An 18,391-nucleotide genomic window follows, 5' to 3' on the forward strand; every position below is an offset into this window, starting at 1 on the left:
CGGATGCTCGCTGTGCTGCACATAGGACGCGCATAGGGGAGAGGTAGCGGAGACTAGTGGCGGGTGATCCATTCCTGGATGAACCCGGCCACTTCTTCCCAACCTGTTTGGCGCACGATGTTGTGCGTGCGCCCGGCGAACTCCTCGTAATCGCACACGCTGCCGGCATCCGTATAGGCCTGGTGATTCTTTTGGTTGATGATGGCGGGCTGGGAGCGGTCCTTGGAGCCGGCGATGAAAAGAATCGGGGGATGGGGCTTGGTGAAGTCGATAACCCCATCCTCTCCGATGGACTTGGCCACGAGTTTGCTGGATTCGATGCAGTGCTGATCCATGAAGGCCACGGTCTCCTCGTAGCTCATCTCATTGGTCACGTACTTGTGGTACCAGGTGGGCGGCATGAGAACCAGGGGCTTCTTATCCAGGGGGTTGAGCATCTGGCCGTTAGAGACCAGCCAGTCCTTATTAAAGGCCGCAATCCCCTTGGGTGGCCCGCTGGTGAGGCACACCGCCATGCTGCCGTAGCCCTGTTCCAGGAGCTTTTGCACGATGACCCCGCCGAGGGAGTGGCCGATGAGGATGGGCTTTTCCGGCAGGGAGTCGATGAGCTCGGTATAGCCCTTGAGCACATCGCTCAGGGTGATCTTTGCGCGCTCCTCCGGGGCGTCGTTGTGGGTGTGCCCCACCCAGGTGGGGGCGTGGCAGGTGTATCCGCGCTGTTCAAAGAAGGTGACCCACTCGGAGAAGGTATCTCCGGTGGTCATAAAACCATGAACAAAAACGATGGTTTGTGTCATGGGGGCGACACTACATGTGCAGGCGTGCCGCCGCGCAGCTCAGCGCCTGTGCCAGGGAGGACTCCGGGGTGGCGCCCAGCCCCACCGCCCACTCGGTGCGGCTGCCGTGGTGGCCCAGGATGAAGGTGGCGGTGGCCTCAAAAAGCGAGTGCTGGTGGAAGCACAGAATCTCCACCGGATAGCCCTCCTGGGCCAGTAGCGTGGAGCAGGCCCCCGCCGGGCCGGAGGCGGTGATGGCGTGGGTACCGCGCTGCGGCGGGTGCGTCTTGGAATGGCGCGTGGTGGTGAGCGTGTAGCGGAACTCGCGGTAGTTGAGCTTGGTCTCGCTCAGCGAGGTGATGGCCAATTCCGGGGTGGGGTTGTAGGTGGCGCGAAAGAGATTCCAGCTCATTCCAGTCGATTCCTCGCGCAGGCCGCGCGGCAGCAGGTTCAGGCCGTAGCGGCGCTGGAAGGGATCGGTGGTCTGGGTGGAAGAAAGGTGGAGGGTACGCATCGGAGTTCGGTCCTATCCGGGAGGGGATTGATGGGGGTGGACCGACTCTCTTCAAGGTGCGGGTGGATTAACGACTACTTCCCCAGGTGCGGGGGTCAGTCCCTATCCCGCACTGGGGTACGTAGCCTTGGCTACTCGCTGAAGAGATACGTTGATGCGAAGCATGTGGCACAACTTACATCATGTTGTGCGGGGTTGCAAGCGCTACTGTGCGTAGCGCAACAAGAACAGCGCCTCCGCGATGGCGATGTGCTCGATTTCCGTGGGGTCTACGGACTCATCGGCGGAGTGGATGAGGCACTGCGGCTCCTCCACGCCAAAGAGCGCGATCTCCGCCTGGGGGTGCGCCTCGTGCAGCTTGGTGGTCAGCGGAATGGAGCCGCCGGAGCCCAGCGTGGCGGAGTGCTCGGTGCCGTAGGCCTCCGCCAGACATTCGCGCAGCAGGCTCAGTGCGGGAGCGTGGACGTCGGTGGCAAAACCGTCGTTCACGTCGTCAATCTCCACCTCGATGTGCGCGTCCCAGGGCACGTGGTTACGCAGGTGCTCGGCCAGGGCGTTGGCGGTATCGGCGGCGGACATCGCGGCGGGCACGCGCAGGTTGAGCTTGGCCTGGGCCACGGGGGCCACGGCATTGACGGCCTTATCCACCGGGGTGGAGGTCAGGCCGGTGATGCTGATGGCGGGGCGGGTCCACAGGAAGTCCGCGGGGGCGTCGAGATCGCTGCCGCTGAGCCGCACCCCGTCGAGCACCCCGGCATCTTTGCGGAAGTCCTTAGGCGTATAGGGCTCCCCCTCCCATCGAGCGGAGGTATCCACGCCCTCGATGACGGTGCGGCCGTCTACATCGCGCAGGGAGTTCAGCGTGCGCAGTAGGGCAAAGGCGGCGTCGGGAGCAGCCCCGCCAAAGAGGCCGGAGTGTACGGGGGCTTCCAGGGTGCGCACGGTGACGGTTAGCTGTGCGCCGCCGCGTAGCGACGTCGTGAGTGTCGGCGTGCCCACGGCGGCGTTGCCGGTATCAGCGATCATGATGGCGTCGGCGGCAAAGAGCTCGGGGCGCTCCTCGATGAGGGTGTCCAGCCCCTCGCCGCCCTTTTCCTCGGAGCCTTCGACTACCACGGTGATGCCCACGCCGCTGCCTCCGGCGGCGGCCACGGCGCGCAGGGCGGCCAGGTGCATGACGAGGTTGCCCTTGCAGTCCGCCGCGCCGCGTCCGTACCAGCGCCCCTCGCGCTCGGTCAGCGTGCAGGGGTCGTTGGTCCAGGCGGCGGGATCGCCCGCGGGAACGACGTCGTGGTGGCAATAGAGCAGTACGGTGGGCTGCCCCTCGGCGGGCTTCCGAGTACCGATGAGGGCCACGGAACCATCGGCGGTGGTGATGGCCTCGACGTCGAGCCCGGCTTCTTCGAGCGCTGTGTGGACCCAGGAGGCGGCACCGGCGGCCTGCTTGGCTAATTCGGGATCGCCATGCACGGAGTGGAAGGAAACGATCTCGCTGAGTTGGCGGAAGATGGTGGCGCGATCGCCCAGGACGCTGCTGCGGACGGCTTCTGTATTAATCATGGCCCCCAGCCTAACGCCCTTGCACTCGCGGGGGCAGACTGCTAAAACGGGATCTAGCACTTCCGCTTGGTGAGTGCCAGAAATAAACAGAGCGCATCCCCGGGTGAGGGTGGAACACACTCACCATCCGTGCCGTCGCGGGCGCCCGCCGAGATGTGTTGACGAGGGTGTCGTCCCTAATAAAACGCGTTAAGGAGTAACCGCATGTCTAAGATCATCGCTTTCGATGAGGAAGCCCGCCGCGGGCTGGAAAAGGGCCTCAACACGCTTGCCGACGCCGTGAAGGTCACCCTGGGCCCCAAGGGCCGCAACGTTGTCCTGGAGAAGTCCTGGGGCGCGCCGACCATCACCAACGACGGTGTTTCCATCGCTCGTGAGATCGAGCTGGAAGATCCTTATGAGAAGATCGGCGCCGAGCTGGTCAAGGAAGTAGCCAAAAAGACCGATGACGTAGCGGGCGACGGCACCACCACCGCCACCGTGCTGGCGCAGGCCCTGGTCAAGGAGGGTCTGCGTAACGTGGCTGCGGGCTCCAACCCGATGGGCATTAAGCGCGGTATTGAGAAGGCCGTGGGCGCGGTGACGGAGAAGCTGCTGGCCTCCGCCAAGGAAGTAGAGACCGAGGAGCAGATCGCCGCTACCGCCGGTATCTCCGCCGCCGACCCTGAGATTGGCAAGCAGATCGCCAAGGCCATGTACGCCGTGGGCAATGGCCAGGTGAACAAGGATTCCGTGATTACCGTGGAGGAGTCCAACACCTTCGGCGTGGAGCTGGAAGTCACCGAGGGTATGCGCTTTGATAAGGGCTACATCTCCGGTTACTTTGCCACCGACATGGAGCGTCAGGAGGCCGTGCTGGAGGACCCGTACATCCTGCTGGTTTCCTCCAAGATCTCCAACATCAAGGACCTGCTCCCGCTGCTGGAGAAGGTCATGCAGTCCGGCAAGCCGCTGCTCATCGTGGCCGAGGACGTCGAGGGCGAGGCCCTGTCCACCCTCGTGGTGAACAAGATCCGCGGCACCTTCAAGTCCGTGGCCGTGAAGGCCCCCGGCTTTGGTGACCGCCGCAAGGCTCAGCTCCAGGACATCGCCATCCTCACCGGCGGCCAGGTTATCTCCGAGGAGGTGGGCCTCTCCCTGGAGACCGCGGACCTGCCGCTGCTGGGCACCGCCCGCAAGGTCGTGGTGACCAAGGACGAGACCACCATCGTGCAGGGCGCTGGCTCCTCCGAGCAGATCGAGGGCCGCGTGAAGCAGATCCGCGCCGAGATCGAGAACTCCGATTCCGACTACGACCGCGAGAAGCTCCAGGAGCGCCTGGCGAAGCTCGCCGGTGGCGTGGCCGTGCTCAAGGTGGGCGCCGCTACCGAGGTGGAGCTTAAGGAGCGCAAGCACCGCATCGAGGACGCCGTGCGCAACGCCAAGGCCGCCGTGGACGAGGGCATCGTGGCAGGTGGCGGCGTGGCTCTCTTGCAGGCCGCCCACGTGCTCGACGGTGACCTTGACCTCAGGGGTGACGAGGGCACCGGCGTGAAGATCGTGCGCGAGGCGCTGTCCGCCCCGCTCAAGCAGATCGCCTTCAACGCCGGCCTGGAGCCCGGCGTGGTGGCCGATAAGGTTGCTGGCCTGCCCGCCGGCGAGGGCCTGAACGCCGCTACCGGCGAGTACATCGACCTCATGGCCGCTGGCATCAATGACCCGGTGAAGGTGACCCGCTCCGCCCTTCAGAACGCGGCCTCCATCGCCGCGCTCTTCCTCACCACCGAGGCCGTGGTGGCCGATAAGCCGCAGCCGGCTTCCGCCGCCGCCCCCGGTGCCGATGAGATGGCGGGCATGGGCGGCTTCTAAGCCCCCTCGCTTTTAGTGCCGATGAATCTGGCGCTGGCAAAGAAGAGCCCCCGGTGCTGTGTTGAAAAACAGCCACTGGGGGCTCTTTTTTGCGCTCTTATTGCGCCGCTAGATCGGCGCGCAGCCCCTTGAGCAGCAGGTCAAGCCCGGTGTGGAACTCCCTATCCAGGGGCAGGGGGAGCATGCGTGCGGTGGCGGCAATGCGGGGGAAGGCCGCGGGATCGACCTCGCGCAGGGTGGTGCCAGCGGCGGCGGAATCCTCCTGGGCGGTGGGCATCTGCATGGCAAAGCCAATGGTGTAGCGCGCGAGCGTGGCCATAGCGTAGGCCGCATAGTCCGGGGGGAAACCCGCGCGCAGCAAAATATCGAGCAGCAATTCCCGCAGGGCCATGCCCTTGTGTCCGGTGGGAATCGTATCGATGAGCAGGCGCGCGGCGTGACGGTGCTGATAGAAGGTCTCAAAGATCGCGGTGAGCACTCCCCGGCATGCCTCCTCCCAGGGCAACTCCGCGCTGGGTTGCGCCTGTTCCAAGGCCTGACCTAGCAGGTGCTCAATGACCATGCCGAGGAGTTCGCCGCGCCCGGAGACGCGCCGATACAGCGTGGAGGTGCTTGATGAAAGGCGATCGGCCAGGTTGCGCAGGGATAGTGCTTCGGCCCCCTGCTCATCAATGATCTCTAGCGCGGTGAGCAGGATTTTCTCCTGCGGCACGGGCGGGCGGCCGGGGCCTTTGCGCTGGGTGCTCATGGATTACGTTTCTCCTGCTGTGCTGGCGGTTGTGGGTTCGGGCCAGCCGATCCACTGCGAGATTCCCCGGCCCAGTACAAACTCTAGGTCATCGGCGCTGAGCCACGGCAGTTCCCTCATCATGTCCAGGGCTTCTGCCCAGGAACAGTGCAAGCGCGTGATGTCCGTGCCCCAGAAGGTGCGCTGCGGACCAAAGGCCTCCACGGTGCGGCGCAGTATGAGGTGCGTGCTGCGAAAAGGGTAAGCATCCGTGGCCATGCTGGGAACCCCCGTGGCCTTGACCGCCACGTTCGGAAAACGCGCCAGGCGAAGCAGCCCGTCCAGGTGTTCCGCCGCGCGCGGTAGGGTGAGGTGCGGGCCAATGCACAGGTGATCGAGCATGAGCCGCATATTCGGATAGCGCTCCGCAATGCGCTCGACGGCTCCGAGGTGTTCCGGCATGACCATCAAGGCCACGGGGAGGCCCCGCCGATGAGCGATCTCCCAGAGACAATCGAGCGCCCCGGATTCAAGAGCCGCGCCCCCGCGCGAGGAATAGAGCACAAAGCGCAGCCCCAATACTCCGGGTTTGCTCAGAGTGCTTTCGACGCGCTCCGGGCCAGCCTTATCGTCCAGGGGAAACCATCCCAGGGTGGCAAAGCGCTCGGGGTGCGCGCTGGCGGCCTGCGCCGCGTAGTCGTTAGCCTGATCGTCCCAGATCGCGGGGCAATTGACGGCGCGATCAATCCCGGCGGCGTCCATCATGGCCAACGCCTCGTCAATGCGCAGCGGGCCGCGATGATGGGCCGGGGCTTGGTCGTTTTCCCAGAGGTGAATGTGGGCGTCGGTGATAAGCATGGGCACTAGGCGTGGGGAAGCATGGTGGATAGAACATCGTCGGAGGCCACGTAGCCATCGGGACGAATGAGAATCTGCGCGGTGGGTTCGGTGACCCCGTAGGTGCGGCAGAGTTCCTGGTTGCGCGCCGGGTCGAGGTGGAGGATACGCAGTTCGGCTCCCTCGTTCGGCCAGGTGGGGCGGTAGGCATCACCGATGGTGAGGAGGGTGAAGTGAGGGCCGCGCAGGGCGTCGAAAAGCGTGCCGGTGCTGCCATCGGTGGCGGTATAGGGGGCATCCGGGGCGCGGTCACCGGGGCGTACCCTCTCTCCCTCGGCGGCGGGGGCCAGCGGGCCGCCGCGGTAGGTGAGGGTAAGTTGGCGCTCCTGATCGCCGCGCGACATCGAGGCGATGGGGTTCGTACTGGTCTCGCCGTAGAGCTTGGCGGCCAGGCCCAGCACGCCCGCGGCCACGGGGCGTCGCTCCGCCTCGTAGGTGTCCAGGAGGGCGTCGGGAGCACCAGCGAGTACCTGCGCGAGCTTCCAACCCAGGTTGTAGGCATCCTGCGTGCCGGTGTTGAGCCCCTGGGCGCCGGTGGGCGGGTGCACGTGGGCGGCATCACCAATGAGGAAGGCGCGGTCCTTGCGGTATTGATCGGCCAGGCGGATATTCGGGCGCCACACCGAGGACCAGTGCACCTCGCTCACGTGGATCTTGGAGGTGCCGGAGTAGGCGTGAATCCTCTCTTCCAGGTGCGCGGCGCTCATGGTCACCTCGTCCTCGGGGCGGATCTTGTACATGAGCTGGAACTTTCCATCGGGCAGGGGGCACAGCGCCATGAAGTGGCCGCGCAGACGGGGCCAGATGTGCCAATGCTTGTCGGAAAGGCCGGTGAGGGAGAGATCGGCCACGATCATTCGGTCGGACTCATCGGTGGTGCCGGTGAAGCCGATTCCGGTCTGCTTGCGCACCGCGCTGCTGCCTCCGTCCGCGCCCACGATGTAGCGCGCGCGAATCTGCCGCGTGCCTTCGGGGCCTTCCACCTCGGCGGTCACGCCCTCCGCATCCTGGGAGTATCCGAGGAGTCGGGTACTGCGTTCGACGCTCCCCCCGAGTTCTTCTAGCCGGGAAGCAAGAGCGGCGTCGGTGGCGTACTGGGGTACGAGCAGGGTGTTGGGGTGAGGGATGTCCGAGGTGGGTTCGTGCACCTCCATCATGCGGCGGGGAATGGTGACGGGGCCGAAGTGAAGGCCAAGCGTCGGGTAGAGAGTGCCCGCGCTTTCGATGCGGCCCCGCACGCCGAGGTCGTCGAACACTTCCAGGCTGCGCGGTTGGATGCCCTTGGCGCGGGAACCTTCAAAGCTGTGCGCGGCGGCGTCGATAAGCAAGTACTCGACGCCGCGACGCTGAAGATCGCAGGCCAGGGTGAGGCCGGCGGGGCCGGCGCCGACGATGAGGACGTCATGAGTGTTCATGGTGGAACCTTTCTTCCTGTGTGGCGGGCACCGGGTGTGCCGCGTCTTAATTACGGATACAGTGTATCCATAATTGGGGAAAGCGTGCAACACGAGCATGTGAGCAGGGGAAACGAGGAGGGCGTGGGGTGGGGAGGGGGTAGGGAAAGGGATATTTTTTCCATACCAAGCCGTGCCGTGAAATAGCCGATAAAATGGGGAGTATGGCTGAGCACATTGAGGACGACCTGCCCGTTATCGACCTGGCAAAAACCGAAGGTTATGTTGTGGACGATTCCGACGAGGACGATCCGGCGCTGATTCGCCCCGACGGAACCCCCGTGGAGACGTGGCGCGAGAATTACCCCTACGATGAGCGCATTACGCGCGAGGAGTATGACCACATCAAGCGCTCCCTCCAGATTGAGCTGCTGAAGTGGCAGAACTGGACGAAGGAAACCGGGCAACGCCACATCATCCTTTTTGAAGGCCGCGACGCGGCGGGTAAGGGTGGCACCATCAAGCGCTTTAACGAGCACCTCAACCCCCGTGGAGCCCGCACCGTGGCTCTAGAAAAGCCCAGCCCCAGGGAATCGACCTCCTGGTATTTCCAGCGCTACATCCAGCACTTTCCGGCGGCGGGAGAGATCGTGTTCTTTGACCGCTCTTGGTATAACCGCTCCGGTGTGGAACGGGTGATGGGCTTTTGCACGGAATCGCAGCACGCGGAGTTCCTGCGCGAGGTGCCCATGCTGGAAAACATGCTCCTGGCTTCCGGTATCTCGCTCACCAAGTTCTGGTTCTCGGTGAGTAAGAAGGAGCAGCGTACCCGCTTTGCTATTCGGCAGGTAGACCCGGTGCGCCAGTGGAAACTCTCTCCGATGGATCTGGCCTCCCTGGATAAGTGGGATGATTACACCCGGGCCAAGGAGGAGCAGTTCCGCTACACGGATACCGATGAATCTCCGTGGATCACTATTAAGTCCAACGATAAGAAGCGTGCGCGCATCAATGCCATGCGGTATGTGCTGAGCAAGTTTGATTACACGGACAAGGATTATGAGCTGGTGGGGCAGCCCGATCCGAAGATTGTGCTGAGGGGGCGCGATCAGATCGGAGACTAAAATCCGTGCGGCTGGTCAAAGAGAGGGCCTTCTGTGATGAGTATGTCACAGAAGGCCCTCCATCTTTTTAGGTAGATGTAGAACATCCGACGTCGTAGATGCTTTTCTCCTGGTGAGAGATTTGTACAGGAAAAATCCGTATTTTAAAGGTCTAAGATTTTTCCGGGGTTCCTATATGTGACACAAATCATAAAAAGATACCTTCGTCTATCTTTCTTTTGAGAAACTATTGCGGTTCGGGCGCAAAACGGGGACGTATGATGAGTGTCACCCTGTGGTTTTCATGTCCGAGGGTGTGGGAAACGGGGGTGCGGGACCTGTCGGGCGGTTTTCGGATAGGTTTTGCCTATTTTATATATTGTGTATTGTATATACTATTAAAGGTTCGGCTGGAATTTAGGGAAAACGCTGTTAGGGTAAGCCTCGAACTGATTGAGGGAATACACAGAAAGGCGTGCATCATCATGGCTCGCAATCGTATCGGCGCGAAGGCACTGGCAGCTAGCACGGTGTTGGCTTCCGCTTTCATTGGCGTTTCCGCCCAGGCTGCGCAGGGTACCGACTGCACCGATGAACACGTTGTGAGTGTCGTGCGGTTGACCAACGAGGAGCGCACTTCCCGTGGGCTGACCGAGGTGCACTGCGATGACCACCTGGTGAAGGGCTCTCAGGAATGGGCCGATCACATGCGCAAGACCGGCGAGTTTGAGCACTATGATGGCGGTAACTTCTCCGAGAACATCGCTTGGCGCAGCAACAAGGCCACCCCGAACCAGATGGTGAAGGATTGGATGGATTCCTCCGGCCACCGAGCCAACATCCTGGATTCCGATGTCTCCATCATGGGTGTGGGCTGGAGCTACAGCGAGAAGAACGGCACCTACGCCGTCCAGCGCTTCTGGTAAGAAGAGAAAACTAAGGCCTCCGCGCAAAGCAATGCGCGGAGGCCTTAACTTATGTGTGCCTGTGGTTTTGAACCAGCTTGCGGGGGTGGGAGTTACCTCTGAGTCCGAGCCTTAGCACCCTCTGCCCTGAGAGCGCGTGCTGCCCACCACGCCGCGCTCACCGTGGCGGCAACGATCAAGATATTGCGGAGGCTGGCGATAATAACCACGCTGAGGTGGGAGGCCAGGAACCCCTCGAAGAATACCGGGTAGACCAGGCAGGTAAGCCCCGCGGCGCCCAAGAGAAAGGCGGCGCACCAACGCAGGGCTCGGGAAGAATCCAGAGCCAGCATGACGGCCAAGAGTGGCCCCACCCACAGCAAGTACTGGGGCGAAAAGACCTTGGCGCTCACCAGAATCAAGAGCACCGTGAGCAGCCAGAAGGCGCGGGTGGCGGTGGGGTCATTGCCTCCGGTGAAGAAGAAACGCCAGAGCGTGATGCCGATGAGTAACAGTGCCGTTGCCCCCACCATGATGGTTGAGGCGAGGAGCCCTATGGAGACACCGGGGCCAAAGACCTCGTAACTTTGGGATTCCGCGTAGTGGATACTCCACCGATCGGGGTTAAAGGCGCGCAGCCACAGGAAGGGGGTGGCGGCGATGGTCTCCGATTGCAGTCCGCGCTCATCCTGGTACGTCAGCGGGGAGAGCACCCGCCACCACCCCTGGGTGAGGGCGCTCAACAGGGATAGGGCGATTATGGTGCCGCCGAACCACGCGAGCCGTATCCAGGTGCCTGCCGAGCGCACATGTCCCACGAGCCCGGAGGCCAGCGCCAGCGGCCAGAGTTTGAGCGCTGTGGCCACGGCGAGGAGGGCGGAGGCCGCCCGCGGGGAGCGGCCCAACCATAATGCTGCGGCCGCTACGGCGAGGCCCGGCAGAATATCGAGGCGTCGGGTAAAGATGGGGGCCAGGGCCAGCCCAAAGAGGAGCCAAAAGCCGAAAGCCCACCAGGCGCGGCGGCGCGCGAGGCCGTAGGAGAAAAGGGCATCCAAGCTGAGGATGAAGAGCAGGAGTGCCACGGCAAAGGCCTGTTTATCCTCACCCACGAGGAAGTGGAGGAAGCGCAGGGGAATGACGGAGGCGTCGGGATACTCGGTGAGCGCGCGCTCACCGGCTGCCTCCGCAGCGAGGCCGCGAAAATAGTAATCGACGTCCCCGCGCGGCACGGGCTGGTGCACCGCATAGAGCAAGAGTGCCACGCGGGTAACCCACCAGGCCGTCACCGCGCGGAAAGAAGAGGAGGAAAGCACGGGGGCGATTCTAGTGGATAGGTCAGCGGCTATTCGTCCTCCACCGCGATGATGGATTTGGCGAGCTTACGCAGGTGCTTGAGCTGCTTGGAGGTGGATTCATCCAGGGCGGCGTCCTCCCCCTGGGCCACGAGATCGGCCATTGCGGTACGGGCTTTACGGCCCTTTTTGGTGATCGCCACGATCTGGCGGCGGCGGTCCTTGGGGTCGCGCTCGCGGGCGGCCCAGCCCTGATTTTCCAGGGAATCTACCAGGCGAACCATGTCAGAGGCATCAATCATCAGCATGGAGGAGAGATGAGACTGACTGGCGGCGTCGCCGGAATCTAAGCAGGTGAGCACCCAGTACTCCCGGAGGGTGGCCTGGGCCTCCCCGAGGCGGCTTTCCACTTCGTCGCGCGTGCGACGCCGCAGCCGCTCTAGCTGAAACGAGGGTGATTCCAGCAACGCCGTGGGGATGGCGGAATGGTCTATTTTAGAGGCCATATCCCCATCATACGCAGCCTTCTGCGCGGCGAAATGATGGGATCATTCCACCATAGGAAGGGCCTGCTCACGCCAGGCTTCCGTGCCGCCCTCCACGTTGATAACGTGCTCGCCGCCGCGGGCCTGTTCCAAATACTCGCCGCACTCGCGGGAGCGGCCGCCGAGCTTGCAGATGAGGTACACATCGCGCTCGGTGTCAATCTCCCCGATGCGTCCCACGAACTCGGACATGGGGATATTAACCGCGCCACGCGCGTGGCCCGCGGCGAACTCGTCGGGCTCGCGGACGTCGATAAGCTGGGCGTCGGCGGGCACCTCGGTGACGTTGACGGAACGCATGATTACTTCCCCGCGCGCTCGATGGCCTCGGCCAGGATCTTCTCGGCCTCGTCCTTGCCGGCCCAGCCGGAACCCTGGACCTCCTTGCCGGGCTCCAAATCCTTGTAGTGCTCGAAGAAGTGGGCGATCTCGTCCTTGGTGAAGTCGGAGATGTCGGTGATGTCCTGGAAGGCGTCGTAGCGCACGTCGTCGATCACGCAGAGCAGCTTGTCATCGCCGCCGGCCTCGTCGGTCATCTTGAATACGCCCACGGGACGGGCCTTGACGATCACGCCGGGGAACACGGACTCGGGCAGGATCACCAGGGCGTCCAAGGGGTCGCCGTCCTCGCCCAGGGTGCCCTCGATGAAGCCGTAATCGGCGGGGTAGGCCATCGGCGTGAACAGGTAGCGGTCAAGGTAAACCTTGCCGCTTTCATGGTCCACCTCGTACTTGTTGCGGGACCCCTTGGGGATTTCGATGGTCACTTCCACGGACATTGCCTACTCCTTCATCCATGACAAACGGGCGTTGAACTCCACCCATCCTAGCGGGATAGCTAGGGTGATAAGCGATGGTGATACACGATGAGTAAAAAGGCATGGATAGCTGCGGCCGCTGCCGTAGCTGTAGTGGTGGCGGGCGTAGCCGGAACGGGAGTGGCTTACCAGGATAAGTATTCCTCCCTCAGCCACGCCCCGGCACTAACTATCGACGCCCCCGCGCCGCTGCTGGAACCCGCCGCGGCTTCCGGCCCCGTGGACAATACCGCCCTGGGCGCGCGGCTGGCCTCCCTCACGGAGGAACAGAGCAAGGCGCTGGCGGACTTCGGCGCCCAGGTGACCGACGCCGTGACGGGGGAGAAGGTGTGGAGCCATAACGCCACCACGGCCCTGCGCCCGGCCTCCTCCACCAAGGTGCTCACCGCCGCCGCGGCGATCGCGGCGCTGGGCCACGACGATCGCATCACCACCGCCGTGGTGCGCGGGGAATTGCCCGGCACGGTGGTCATCAAGGCCGCCGGGGATGTGTGGCTTACCCCCGAGCGCATGGATGACCTCGCCGCGCAGATCAAGCAAGCCATGCCGGAGGTCAGTGGGGTATTCATCGATACCTCTGCGTGGTCGGGGGAGGCGATCTTGGAGGGCTGGAATCCCGAGGATGTCGATGCCGGATTCGTGGCCCCGCTAGAGCCCGCCATGATCTATGGCGCGCGCCTGGGGGCCACCACGGGCGATGTTCCCCGCAGCCACACCCCGGCCCTGGACGTGGCCCAGGCCCTCGCGCAACGCCTGGGAGTGAGCACGGTGGGCCAGGCAGAGGCTCCCGCCAAGGAGGAGAAGGTGGCGGAGGTTAGCTCCCCCACGCTGGTAGAGCGCATCGCAGCGATGATGGAGGATTCCGATAACGTCATGGCCGAGGCCATCGGGCGCGAGGTGGCCCTGCACCGCGGCTACAAGGCCGACGCCGCCGGTGCCACCCAGGCCACGCTGGCGACCTTGAAAGAGCAGGGGCTTAATACCGCCGGGGTGGAGATTTTTGATAACTCCGGGCTCTCGGTGAAAAACCGCATTACTCCGGCCCTGCTCGACGCGATTTTGCACGAGGCCGCCGCCGAACCCCTCCTGCGCCCCATCGTGGCCTCTCTCCCCGTGGCGGGAGGCACCGGCACCCTGGCCGAGCGCTATGGCGATCTCCCCGGCCGTGGCTGGGTGCGGGCCAAGACCGGAACGCTGGATGAGACCTCCGCGCTCGCCGGGGTGGTCACCGCCACCAGCGGGCGGGTGTACTCCTTTGCCATGATCTCTAACGGCTCGGATGTGCTGGAAGCCCGCCGCGCGATGGACACCCTGGCGTCTGCGATCAGAGAGAACTAGAGCGTGGCCCCTCGCCTCGGCGCCTTCGACGTCCCCCACGACCCCCCGCACTTTCTGGTGCTGCGCCGGGCGCTGCGCCGCCACATTGCCGCACACCTGCGGCCCGGCGAGCAGGTGGTGGTGGGACTTTCCGGGGGAGCGGATTCCACCGCGCTGCTGCTGGCCTGCCTGATGGAGGGGCTGCGCGTGCACGCCGTGGTGGTGGACCACGGGTTGCAGCAGGGTTCGGCCGCCGTGGCGGGGGCCGCCGCCGATACCGCGCTGCGCCTGGGGGCCACGTGCTCGGTGTTGCGGGTGCAGGTCACGGGTGCTGGGGGCATGGAGGCCGCCGCCCGCGAGGCCCGCTATCGAGCGCTTGCCGACGCCGCTGGTGCTGCTGCTGGCGGTGCCGGGGCTGCCCAGCCCCGCCCCATCCTGGTGGGGCATACCTGCGAGGACCAGGCGGAAACCTACCTGCTGGGAGCCCTGCGCGGGAATCCCGCGGGAATGGAACCCGTGACGGGAAACATTCATCGGCCCCTGCTGCGGGTACGCAGGCGCGATACCCAACTTGCCTGCCGGGAATGGGGAATCACCCCCTGGCAGGACCCCCACAACGAGGATTCAGCCTTCCGCCGGGTGGCGGTGCGCCGCGAGGTTATTCCCGGCCTCGCCACGGCTACCGGCATCGACGACCCCGTTCCCGCCCTGGCCCAGGCGGCAGCGAGGGCGGCGGCGGATAATGCCGCCTTGGAGGAGTGGGCGCGCCGGGTTCACACGGATTCGGCGGTGGACCTCGCGGGCCTTCCCGCCGCCGTGCGGGGACGGATATTGGCCCGCATGGTCCACGAGGCCGGGGGGCGGGCCACCGGGGCGTCTATAAGCACCCTGGACGCCCTGGTGACGGATTGGCACGGTCAGGGGCCGGTGGCGGTGGGGGCGGGGTTGGTTGTGACACGCGCTAATGGCAAACTTACGGTGACAAGGGAGAAAGGGGTGCGCGATGCACGATAAAGAGGATTTCAACGTTCCGGACGGGCCTTATGGCTCCGATGTGGCCTCCGTGTTGGTGACGGAGGAGGAATTACAGGCCCGGATTCAGGAGATGGCGGATATGGTCTCCGAGCGTTACCAGGACGAGGAAGAGGACCTGCTGCTGGTGGGAGTGCTCAAGGGGGCGGTGTTCTTTATGACGGACTTTGCCCGCCGCCTGAGTATCCCCGCGCAAATGGAGTTCATGGCCGTTTCCTCTTACGGAAACTCCACCACCTCCTCCGGGGTGGTGCGGATTCTCAAAGATCTGGACCGCGATATTTCCGGGCGCAACGTGCTCATCGTGGAGGACATTATTGATTCCGGTCTCACGCTTTCCTGGCTCATGCGCAACCTCAAGCACCGCAACCCGAAGTCCCTGGAAGTGGTCACGCTGCTGCGCAAGCCCGAGGTGCAAACCGCCAAGGTAGACCTGCTGGACGTGGGCTTTGACCTGCCCAATAAGTTCCTCATCGGCTACGGGCTGGATTATGCGGAGCGCTACCGCGACCTCCCCTACGTGGGAATCCTCAACCCGGACGTGTACGCGCACGAAAAATAGGGCCAAAGTAGGGCCTCGGTGCTCTCGGGGCGGGCTCGCTCAGGGAACGAAAAGGCCGCGCCCCACGTTATGTGGCAAGAAGTTATGTGACAAGAACGTGCTTATGGGGCGTCACCCCAGGAAGATCGAGAAAGGGTTTGAGCTAGGTGCCCGCAGTTATGGTGCCTAGCCTGCACATATGAAAAACAAGCGCATCCTTAGATTCGGCGTCATCGCCGCCGTTATCCTGGTCACCTTCTTTGTGTTCTCCCTGCTCACGGACGATACCCGGGGCTATCAGCGGGTGGACACCTCCGTGGCCATGAAGCAGCTGGACGATAAAAACGTCAGCAGCGCGCAGATCGACGACCGCGAGCAGCGGCTCCGCCTCACCCTCAAGGAGGGCATTGAGGTGGATTCCCGCGAGGGGGTCACGGAGATTCTCACCCAGTACCCCGCGCGCACCTCGCCGGATATTTTCGACGCGGTTAATAACGCCGAGGTCGATGAGTTCGATACCAGGGTGACGCAGGAGAGCTTCCTGATGTCGATGGTCAGCTTCCTGCTGCCTATGCTGCTGCTCTTCGGCCTGCTCATGTTCTTCCTCACCCGCATGCAGTCCGGCGGGATGTTTGGCATTGGGGCCTCCAAGGCCAAGCAACTCACCAAGGACATGCCCACCAATACCTTCGAGGACGTGGCCGGCGCGGACGACGCCGTGGAGGAGCTTCAGGAGATCAAGGACTTCCTGGAGGACCCCACCCGCTACTACGAACTGGGTGCCAAGATTCCGCGCGGCGTGCTGCTTTACGGCCCGCCTGGCACGGGTAAGACTTTGCTGGCCCGCGCCGTGGCCGGTGAGGCCGGGGTGCCCTTTTACTCCATCTCTGGCTCGGACTTCGTGGAGATGTTCGTGGGCGTGGGTGCCTCCCGCGTGCGCGACCTCTTCAAGCAGGCCCGCGAGAGTTGCCCCTGCATCGTGTTCATCGACGAGATCGACGCCGTGGGCCGCCACCGCGGCAGCGGCATGGGTGGCGGACACGACGAGCGCGAACAAACCCTCAACCAGCTTCTGGTGGAGATGGACGGCTTTGGTGACCGCGAGGGCGTGATCCTCATGGCCGCCACCAACCGCCCCGATGTGCTCGACCAAGCCCTGCTGCGCCCGGGCCGCTTCGACCGCCAGATTCCGGTGACCAACCCCGACCTCGCGGGCCGTGAGCAGATCCTCAAGGTCCACGCCAAGGGCAAGCCCTTTGCTCCCGACGCCGACCTCAACGCCCTGGCCAAGCGCACCGCCGGCATGTCCGGCGCGGACCTGGCCAACGTACTCAACGAGGCCGCGCTGCTCACCGCGCGCATTGGCGGCAACGTGATTACCGCTGACGCCCTGGAAGAGGCCACCGACCGCGTGATCGGCGGCCCGCGCCGCTCCACCACGGTGATCTCCGAGAAGGAAAAGAAGGTGACCGCCTACCACGAGGGCGGCCACACCCTTTCCGCCTGGGCGCTCAAGGATATTGAGCGCGTGTACAAGGTGACCATCCTGGCGCGCGGGCGCACCGGCGGACACGCCATGACCGCCGCCGAGGACGATAAGGGCATGTACAACCGCGACGAGCTCTTTGCCCGCTTGGTCTTTGCGATGGGTGGCCGTTCCGCCGAGGAACTGGTGTTTGGCGAGCCCACCACGGGAGCCAGCGCCGATATTGAGCAGGCCACCAAGATTGCACGCGCGATGGTGACGGAATACGGAATGTCGCCCACCCTGGGCACCGTGAAGTACGGCGCGGAGCAGGGCGATCCCTTCTCCGGGCGCGGCGGTGGCGGTACCCTGGAATACTCCCCGGCGGTGGCGGCCAAGATCGACGAACAGGTGCACTACCTCATTGATAAGGCGCACCAGAAGTCCTACGAAATCCTTTCCCGCCACCGCGATTACCTCGACCGCCTGGCCGAGAAGCTGCTGGAAAAGGAGACCCTGCGCCGCCCCGATCTGGAAGCGCTCTTTGATGGAATCGAGCCGGTTTCTGCCGGTGAGGTGTTCCCCGAGGAATCGGCGGAGTTCCCGCTCCAAGAGGGGCGCGACCCGGTGAAGACTCCCACGGAATTGGCTCTTGAGCGCGGCGAGGAACCGCCCAAGCCCTTTAGCCTCCTAGAGGCCTCCCGTGCCGCGCGCGCTAAGCGCCTGGCGGAGAAGAAGGATAAGGAGAAGCAGGGCCTACCGGGCACGGCGGGCTCCCAGGGCTCCGATTCCCAGGCGGCCCCGCGCTACGCGGGCACCCCGCCCCCGGAGGGATGGACGGTGCCGGGCTGGCCGCCGAAGGACTCCGAGAAGAAGGGTGCCGCTAACGCCGAGCAAAAGGACGTCGAAAAGCAAGGTGCTGAGAAGCAGCCCCAGGAGATGATCGGTTTCCGCCTGCCCGAGCGCGAGCGCCCGGACCACCCGGAGCGTGAAGAGAAGCCGGGCGAGACCGAGCAGCCGCAGCGCACGGTGGGCCCGGAGCACATGGAGCAGCCGCAACAGGAAGAAGGCGAGCAGGGTGAGCGCTGAGAAGAACTTTGACCAGGCGCGCGCCGAGGCCGCCGTGCGCGAACTCCTCCTGGCCGTGGGTGAGGACCCCGACCGCGAGGGCCTGCGCGAAACCCCCGCGCGGGTGGCGCGCGCCTACCGGGAAACCTTTGGTGGCCTGCACGCCGATCCCACCGAGGTGCTGGATAAGGTCTTTCATGAGGACCACCAGGAGCTCGTGCTGGTGCGCGATATTCCGGTGTATTCCACCTGCGAGCATCACCTGCTGCCTTTTCTGGGAAAGGCGCACATCGGCTATATCCCCAATAAGCAGGGCATGGTCACGGGACTTTCCAAGCTCGCCCGCCTGGTGGACCTCTACGCCCGCCGCCCGCAGGTACAGGAGCGCCTGACCTCCCAGGTGGCCGATGCCCTGGTGGAGAAGCTGGGTGCGCAATCGGTGATCGTGGTCATCGAGTGCGAGCACCTGTGCATGGCCATGCGCGGTATCCGCAAGCCGGGGGCGGTGACCACCACCTCGGCGGTGCGCGGGGGGTTCAAGGCCTCCGCGGCCTCCCGGGCCGAGGTGCTGAGCCTGCTGAAGGGGTAG

Annotated in this window: 18 protein-coding genes; 8 read left to right on the top strand and 10 right to left on the bottom strand. The window is 64.2% G+C overall.

The annotated features are described in order from the left end of the window. Nucleotides 1-53: 53 nt before the first annotated feature. The 3 genes from Clow_RS07335 to Clow_RS07345 all read right to left on the bottom strand — a co-directional run bounded on the left by Clow_RS07335 (nucleotide 54) and on the right by Clow_RS07345 (nucleotide 2,850). Complete coding sequence (locus Clow_RS07335) at nucleotides 54-797, bottom strand: alpha/beta hydrolase (protein WP_082418591.1); 744 nt, start codon at nucleotides 795-797, stop codon at nucleotides 54-56. 10 nt (nucleotides 798-807) lie between these two features. Further along, nucleotides 808-1,290, bottom strand: a complete 483-nt coding sequence (locus Clow_RS07340; protein ID WP_055178141.1) for a hypothetical protein — start codon at nucleotides 1,288-1,290, stop codon at nucleotides 808-810. A gap of 204 nt (nucleotides 1,291-1,494) precedes the next feature. Next, the gene (locus Clow_RS07345; RefSeq protein ID WP_055178142.1) at nucleotides 1,495-2,850 is read right to left on the bottom strand and encodes a dipeptidase; all 1,356 of its coding nucleotides are present in this window, start codon (nucleotides 2,848-2,850) and stop codon (nucleotides 1,495-1,497) included. Between the two features lie 204 nt (nucleotides 2,851-3,054). Between Clow_RS07345 and groL the strand changes: the two genes are divergently transcribed. Beyond that, nucleotides 3,055-4,698: a chaperonin GroEL gene (gene groL / locus Clow_RS07350; RefSeq protein WP_055178143.1), complete on the top strand. Its 1,644-nt coding sequence runs from the start codon at nucleotides 3,055-3,057 to the stop codon at nucleotides 4,696-4,698. Between the two features lie 97 nt (nucleotides 4,699-4,795). Here groL and Clow_RS07355 read toward each other — a convergent pair whose 3' ends face one another. The 3 genes from Clow_RS07355 to Clow_RS07365 are packed head-to-tail and all read right to left on the bottom strand — an operon-like array spanning nucleotide 4,796 to nucleotide 7,737. Then, a complete protein-coding gene (locus Clow_RS07355; protein ID WP_055178144.1) occupies nucleotides 4,796-5,446 on the bottom strand; it encodes a TetR/AcrR family transcriptional regulator in 651 nt (216 codons plus the stop codon). Between the two features lie 3 nt (nucleotides 5,447-5,449). After that, nucleotides 5,450-6,283 carry an amidohydrolase family protein gene (locus tag Clow_RS07360; protein WP_055178145.1) on the bottom strand — a complete coding sequence of 278 codons (834 nt, stop codon included), beginning with the start codon at nucleotides 6,281-6,283 and terminating at the stop codon, nucleotides 5,450-5,452. Between the two features lie 5 nt (nucleotides 6,284-6,288). Next, the gene (locus Clow_RS07365; RefSeq protein WP_055178146.1) at nucleotides 6,289-7,737 is read right to left on the bottom strand and encodes an FAD-dependent monooxygenase; all 1,449 of its coding nucleotides are present in this window, start codon (nucleotides 7,735-7,737) and stop codon (nucleotides 6,289-6,291) included. Nucleotides 7,738-7,940: 203 nt separating this feature from the next. On the opposite strand from Clow_RS07365, the gene ppk2 reads away from it, so the two are divergent. Both ppk2 and Clow_RS07375 read left to right on the top strand, forming a co-directional pair. Further along, nucleotides 7,941-8,840: a polyphosphate kinase 2 gene (ppk2, locus tag Clow_RS07370; protein ID WP_055178147.1), complete on the top strand. Its 900-nt coding sequence runs from the start codon at nucleotides 7,941-7,943 to the stop codon at nucleotides 8,838-8,840. A 464-nt stretch (nucleotides 8,841-9,304) separates the two neighbouring features. After that, nucleotides 9,305-9,745: a CAP domain-containing protein gene (locus Clow_RS07375; protein WP_055178148.1), complete on the top strand. Its 441-nt coding sequence runs from the start codon at nucleotides 9,305-9,307 to the stop codon at nucleotides 9,743-9,745. A 92-nt stretch (nucleotides 9,746-9,837) separates the two neighbouring features. Here Clow_RS07375 and Clow_RS07380 read toward each other — a convergent pair whose 3' ends face one another. Genes Clow_RS07380 through Clow_RS07395 form a run of 4 tightly spaced genes read right to left on the bottom strand, consistent with a single transcriptional unit; the run spans nucleotide 9,838 to nucleotide 12,340 of the window. Continuing rightward, nucleotides 9,838-11,037, bottom strand: a complete 1,200-nt coding sequence (locus tag Clow_RS07380) for a hypothetical protein (protein WP_055178149.1) — start codon at nucleotides 11,035-11,037, stop codon at nucleotides 9,838-9,840. 29 nt (nucleotides 11,038-11,066) lie between these two features. Beyond that, nucleotides 11,067-11,522, bottom strand: coding sequence for a MarR family winged helix-turn-helix transcriptional regulator (locus tag Clow_RS07385; protein ID WP_055178150.1), 456 nt, complete (start codon nucleotides 11,520-11,522; stop codon nucleotides 11,067-11,069). A 42-nt stretch (nucleotides 11,523-11,564) separates the two neighbouring features. Next, nucleotides 11,565-11,861, bottom strand: coding sequence for a rhodanese-like domain-containing protein (locus Clow_RS07390; RefSeq protein WP_055178151.1), 297 nt, complete (start codon nucleotides 11,859-11,861; stop codon nucleotides 11,565-11,567). Between the two features lie 2 nt (nucleotides 11,862-11,863). Continuing rightward, nucleotides 11,864-12,340 (bottom strand): inorganic diphosphatase, encoded by a 477-nt coding sequence (locus Clow_RS07395; RefSeq protein WP_055178152.1) that lies wholly within the window; start codon nucleotides 12,338-12,340, stop codon nucleotides 11,864-11,866. An 87-nt stretch (nucleotides 12,341-12,427) separates the two neighbouring features. On the opposite strand from Clow_RS07395, the gene dacB reads away from it, so the two are divergent. From dacB to folE, 5 genes are all read left to right on the top strand, one after another. Then, the gene (dacB, locus tag Clow_RS07400) at nucleotides 12,428-13,717 is read left to right on the top strand and encodes a D-alanyl-D-alanine carboxypeptidase/D-alanyl-D-alanine endopeptidase (protein WP_055178153.1); all 1,290 of its coding nucleotides are present in this window, start codon (nucleotides 12,428-12,430) and stop codon (nucleotides 13,715-13,717) included. A 3-nt stretch (nucleotides 13,718-13,720) separates the two neighbouring features. Further along, nucleotides 13,721-14,710, top strand: coding sequence for a tRNA lysidine(34) synthetase TilS (gene tilS, locus Clow_RS07405; RefSeq protein ID WP_082418592.1), 990 nt, complete (start codon nucleotides 13,721-13,723; stop codon nucleotides 14,708-14,710). Next, entirely contained in the window at nucleotides 14,700-15,290 is a 591-nt protein-coding gene (hpt, locus tag Clow_RS07410; RefSeq protein WP_055178154.1) for a hypoxanthine phosphoribosyltransferase, read from the top strand. Before tilS ends, hpt begins: the two co-directional genes overlap by 11 nt. Nucleotides 15,291-15,468: 178 nt before the next feature. Then, complete coding sequence (gene ftsH / locus Clow_RS07415; RefSeq protein WP_055178155.1) at nucleotides 15,469-17,823, top strand: ATP-dependent zinc metalloprotease FtsH; 2,355 nt, start codon at nucleotides 15,469-15,471, stop codon at nucleotides 17,821-17,823. Further along, the gene (folE, locus tag Clow_RS07420; RefSeq protein WP_055178156.1) at nucleotides 17,813-18,391 is read left to right on the top strand and encodes a GTP cyclohydrolase I FolE; all 579 of its coding nucleotides are present in this window, start codon (nucleotides 17,813-17,815) and stop codon (nucleotides 18,389-18,391) included. Before ftsH ends, folE begins: the two co-directional genes overlap by 11 nt.

It is taken from the genome of Corynebacterium lowii, from assembly GCF_001412085.1.
GTDB classification, from domain to species: domain Bacteria; phylum Actinomycetota; class Actinomycetes; order Mycobacteriales; family Mycobacteriaceae; genus Corynebacterium; species Corynebacterium lowii.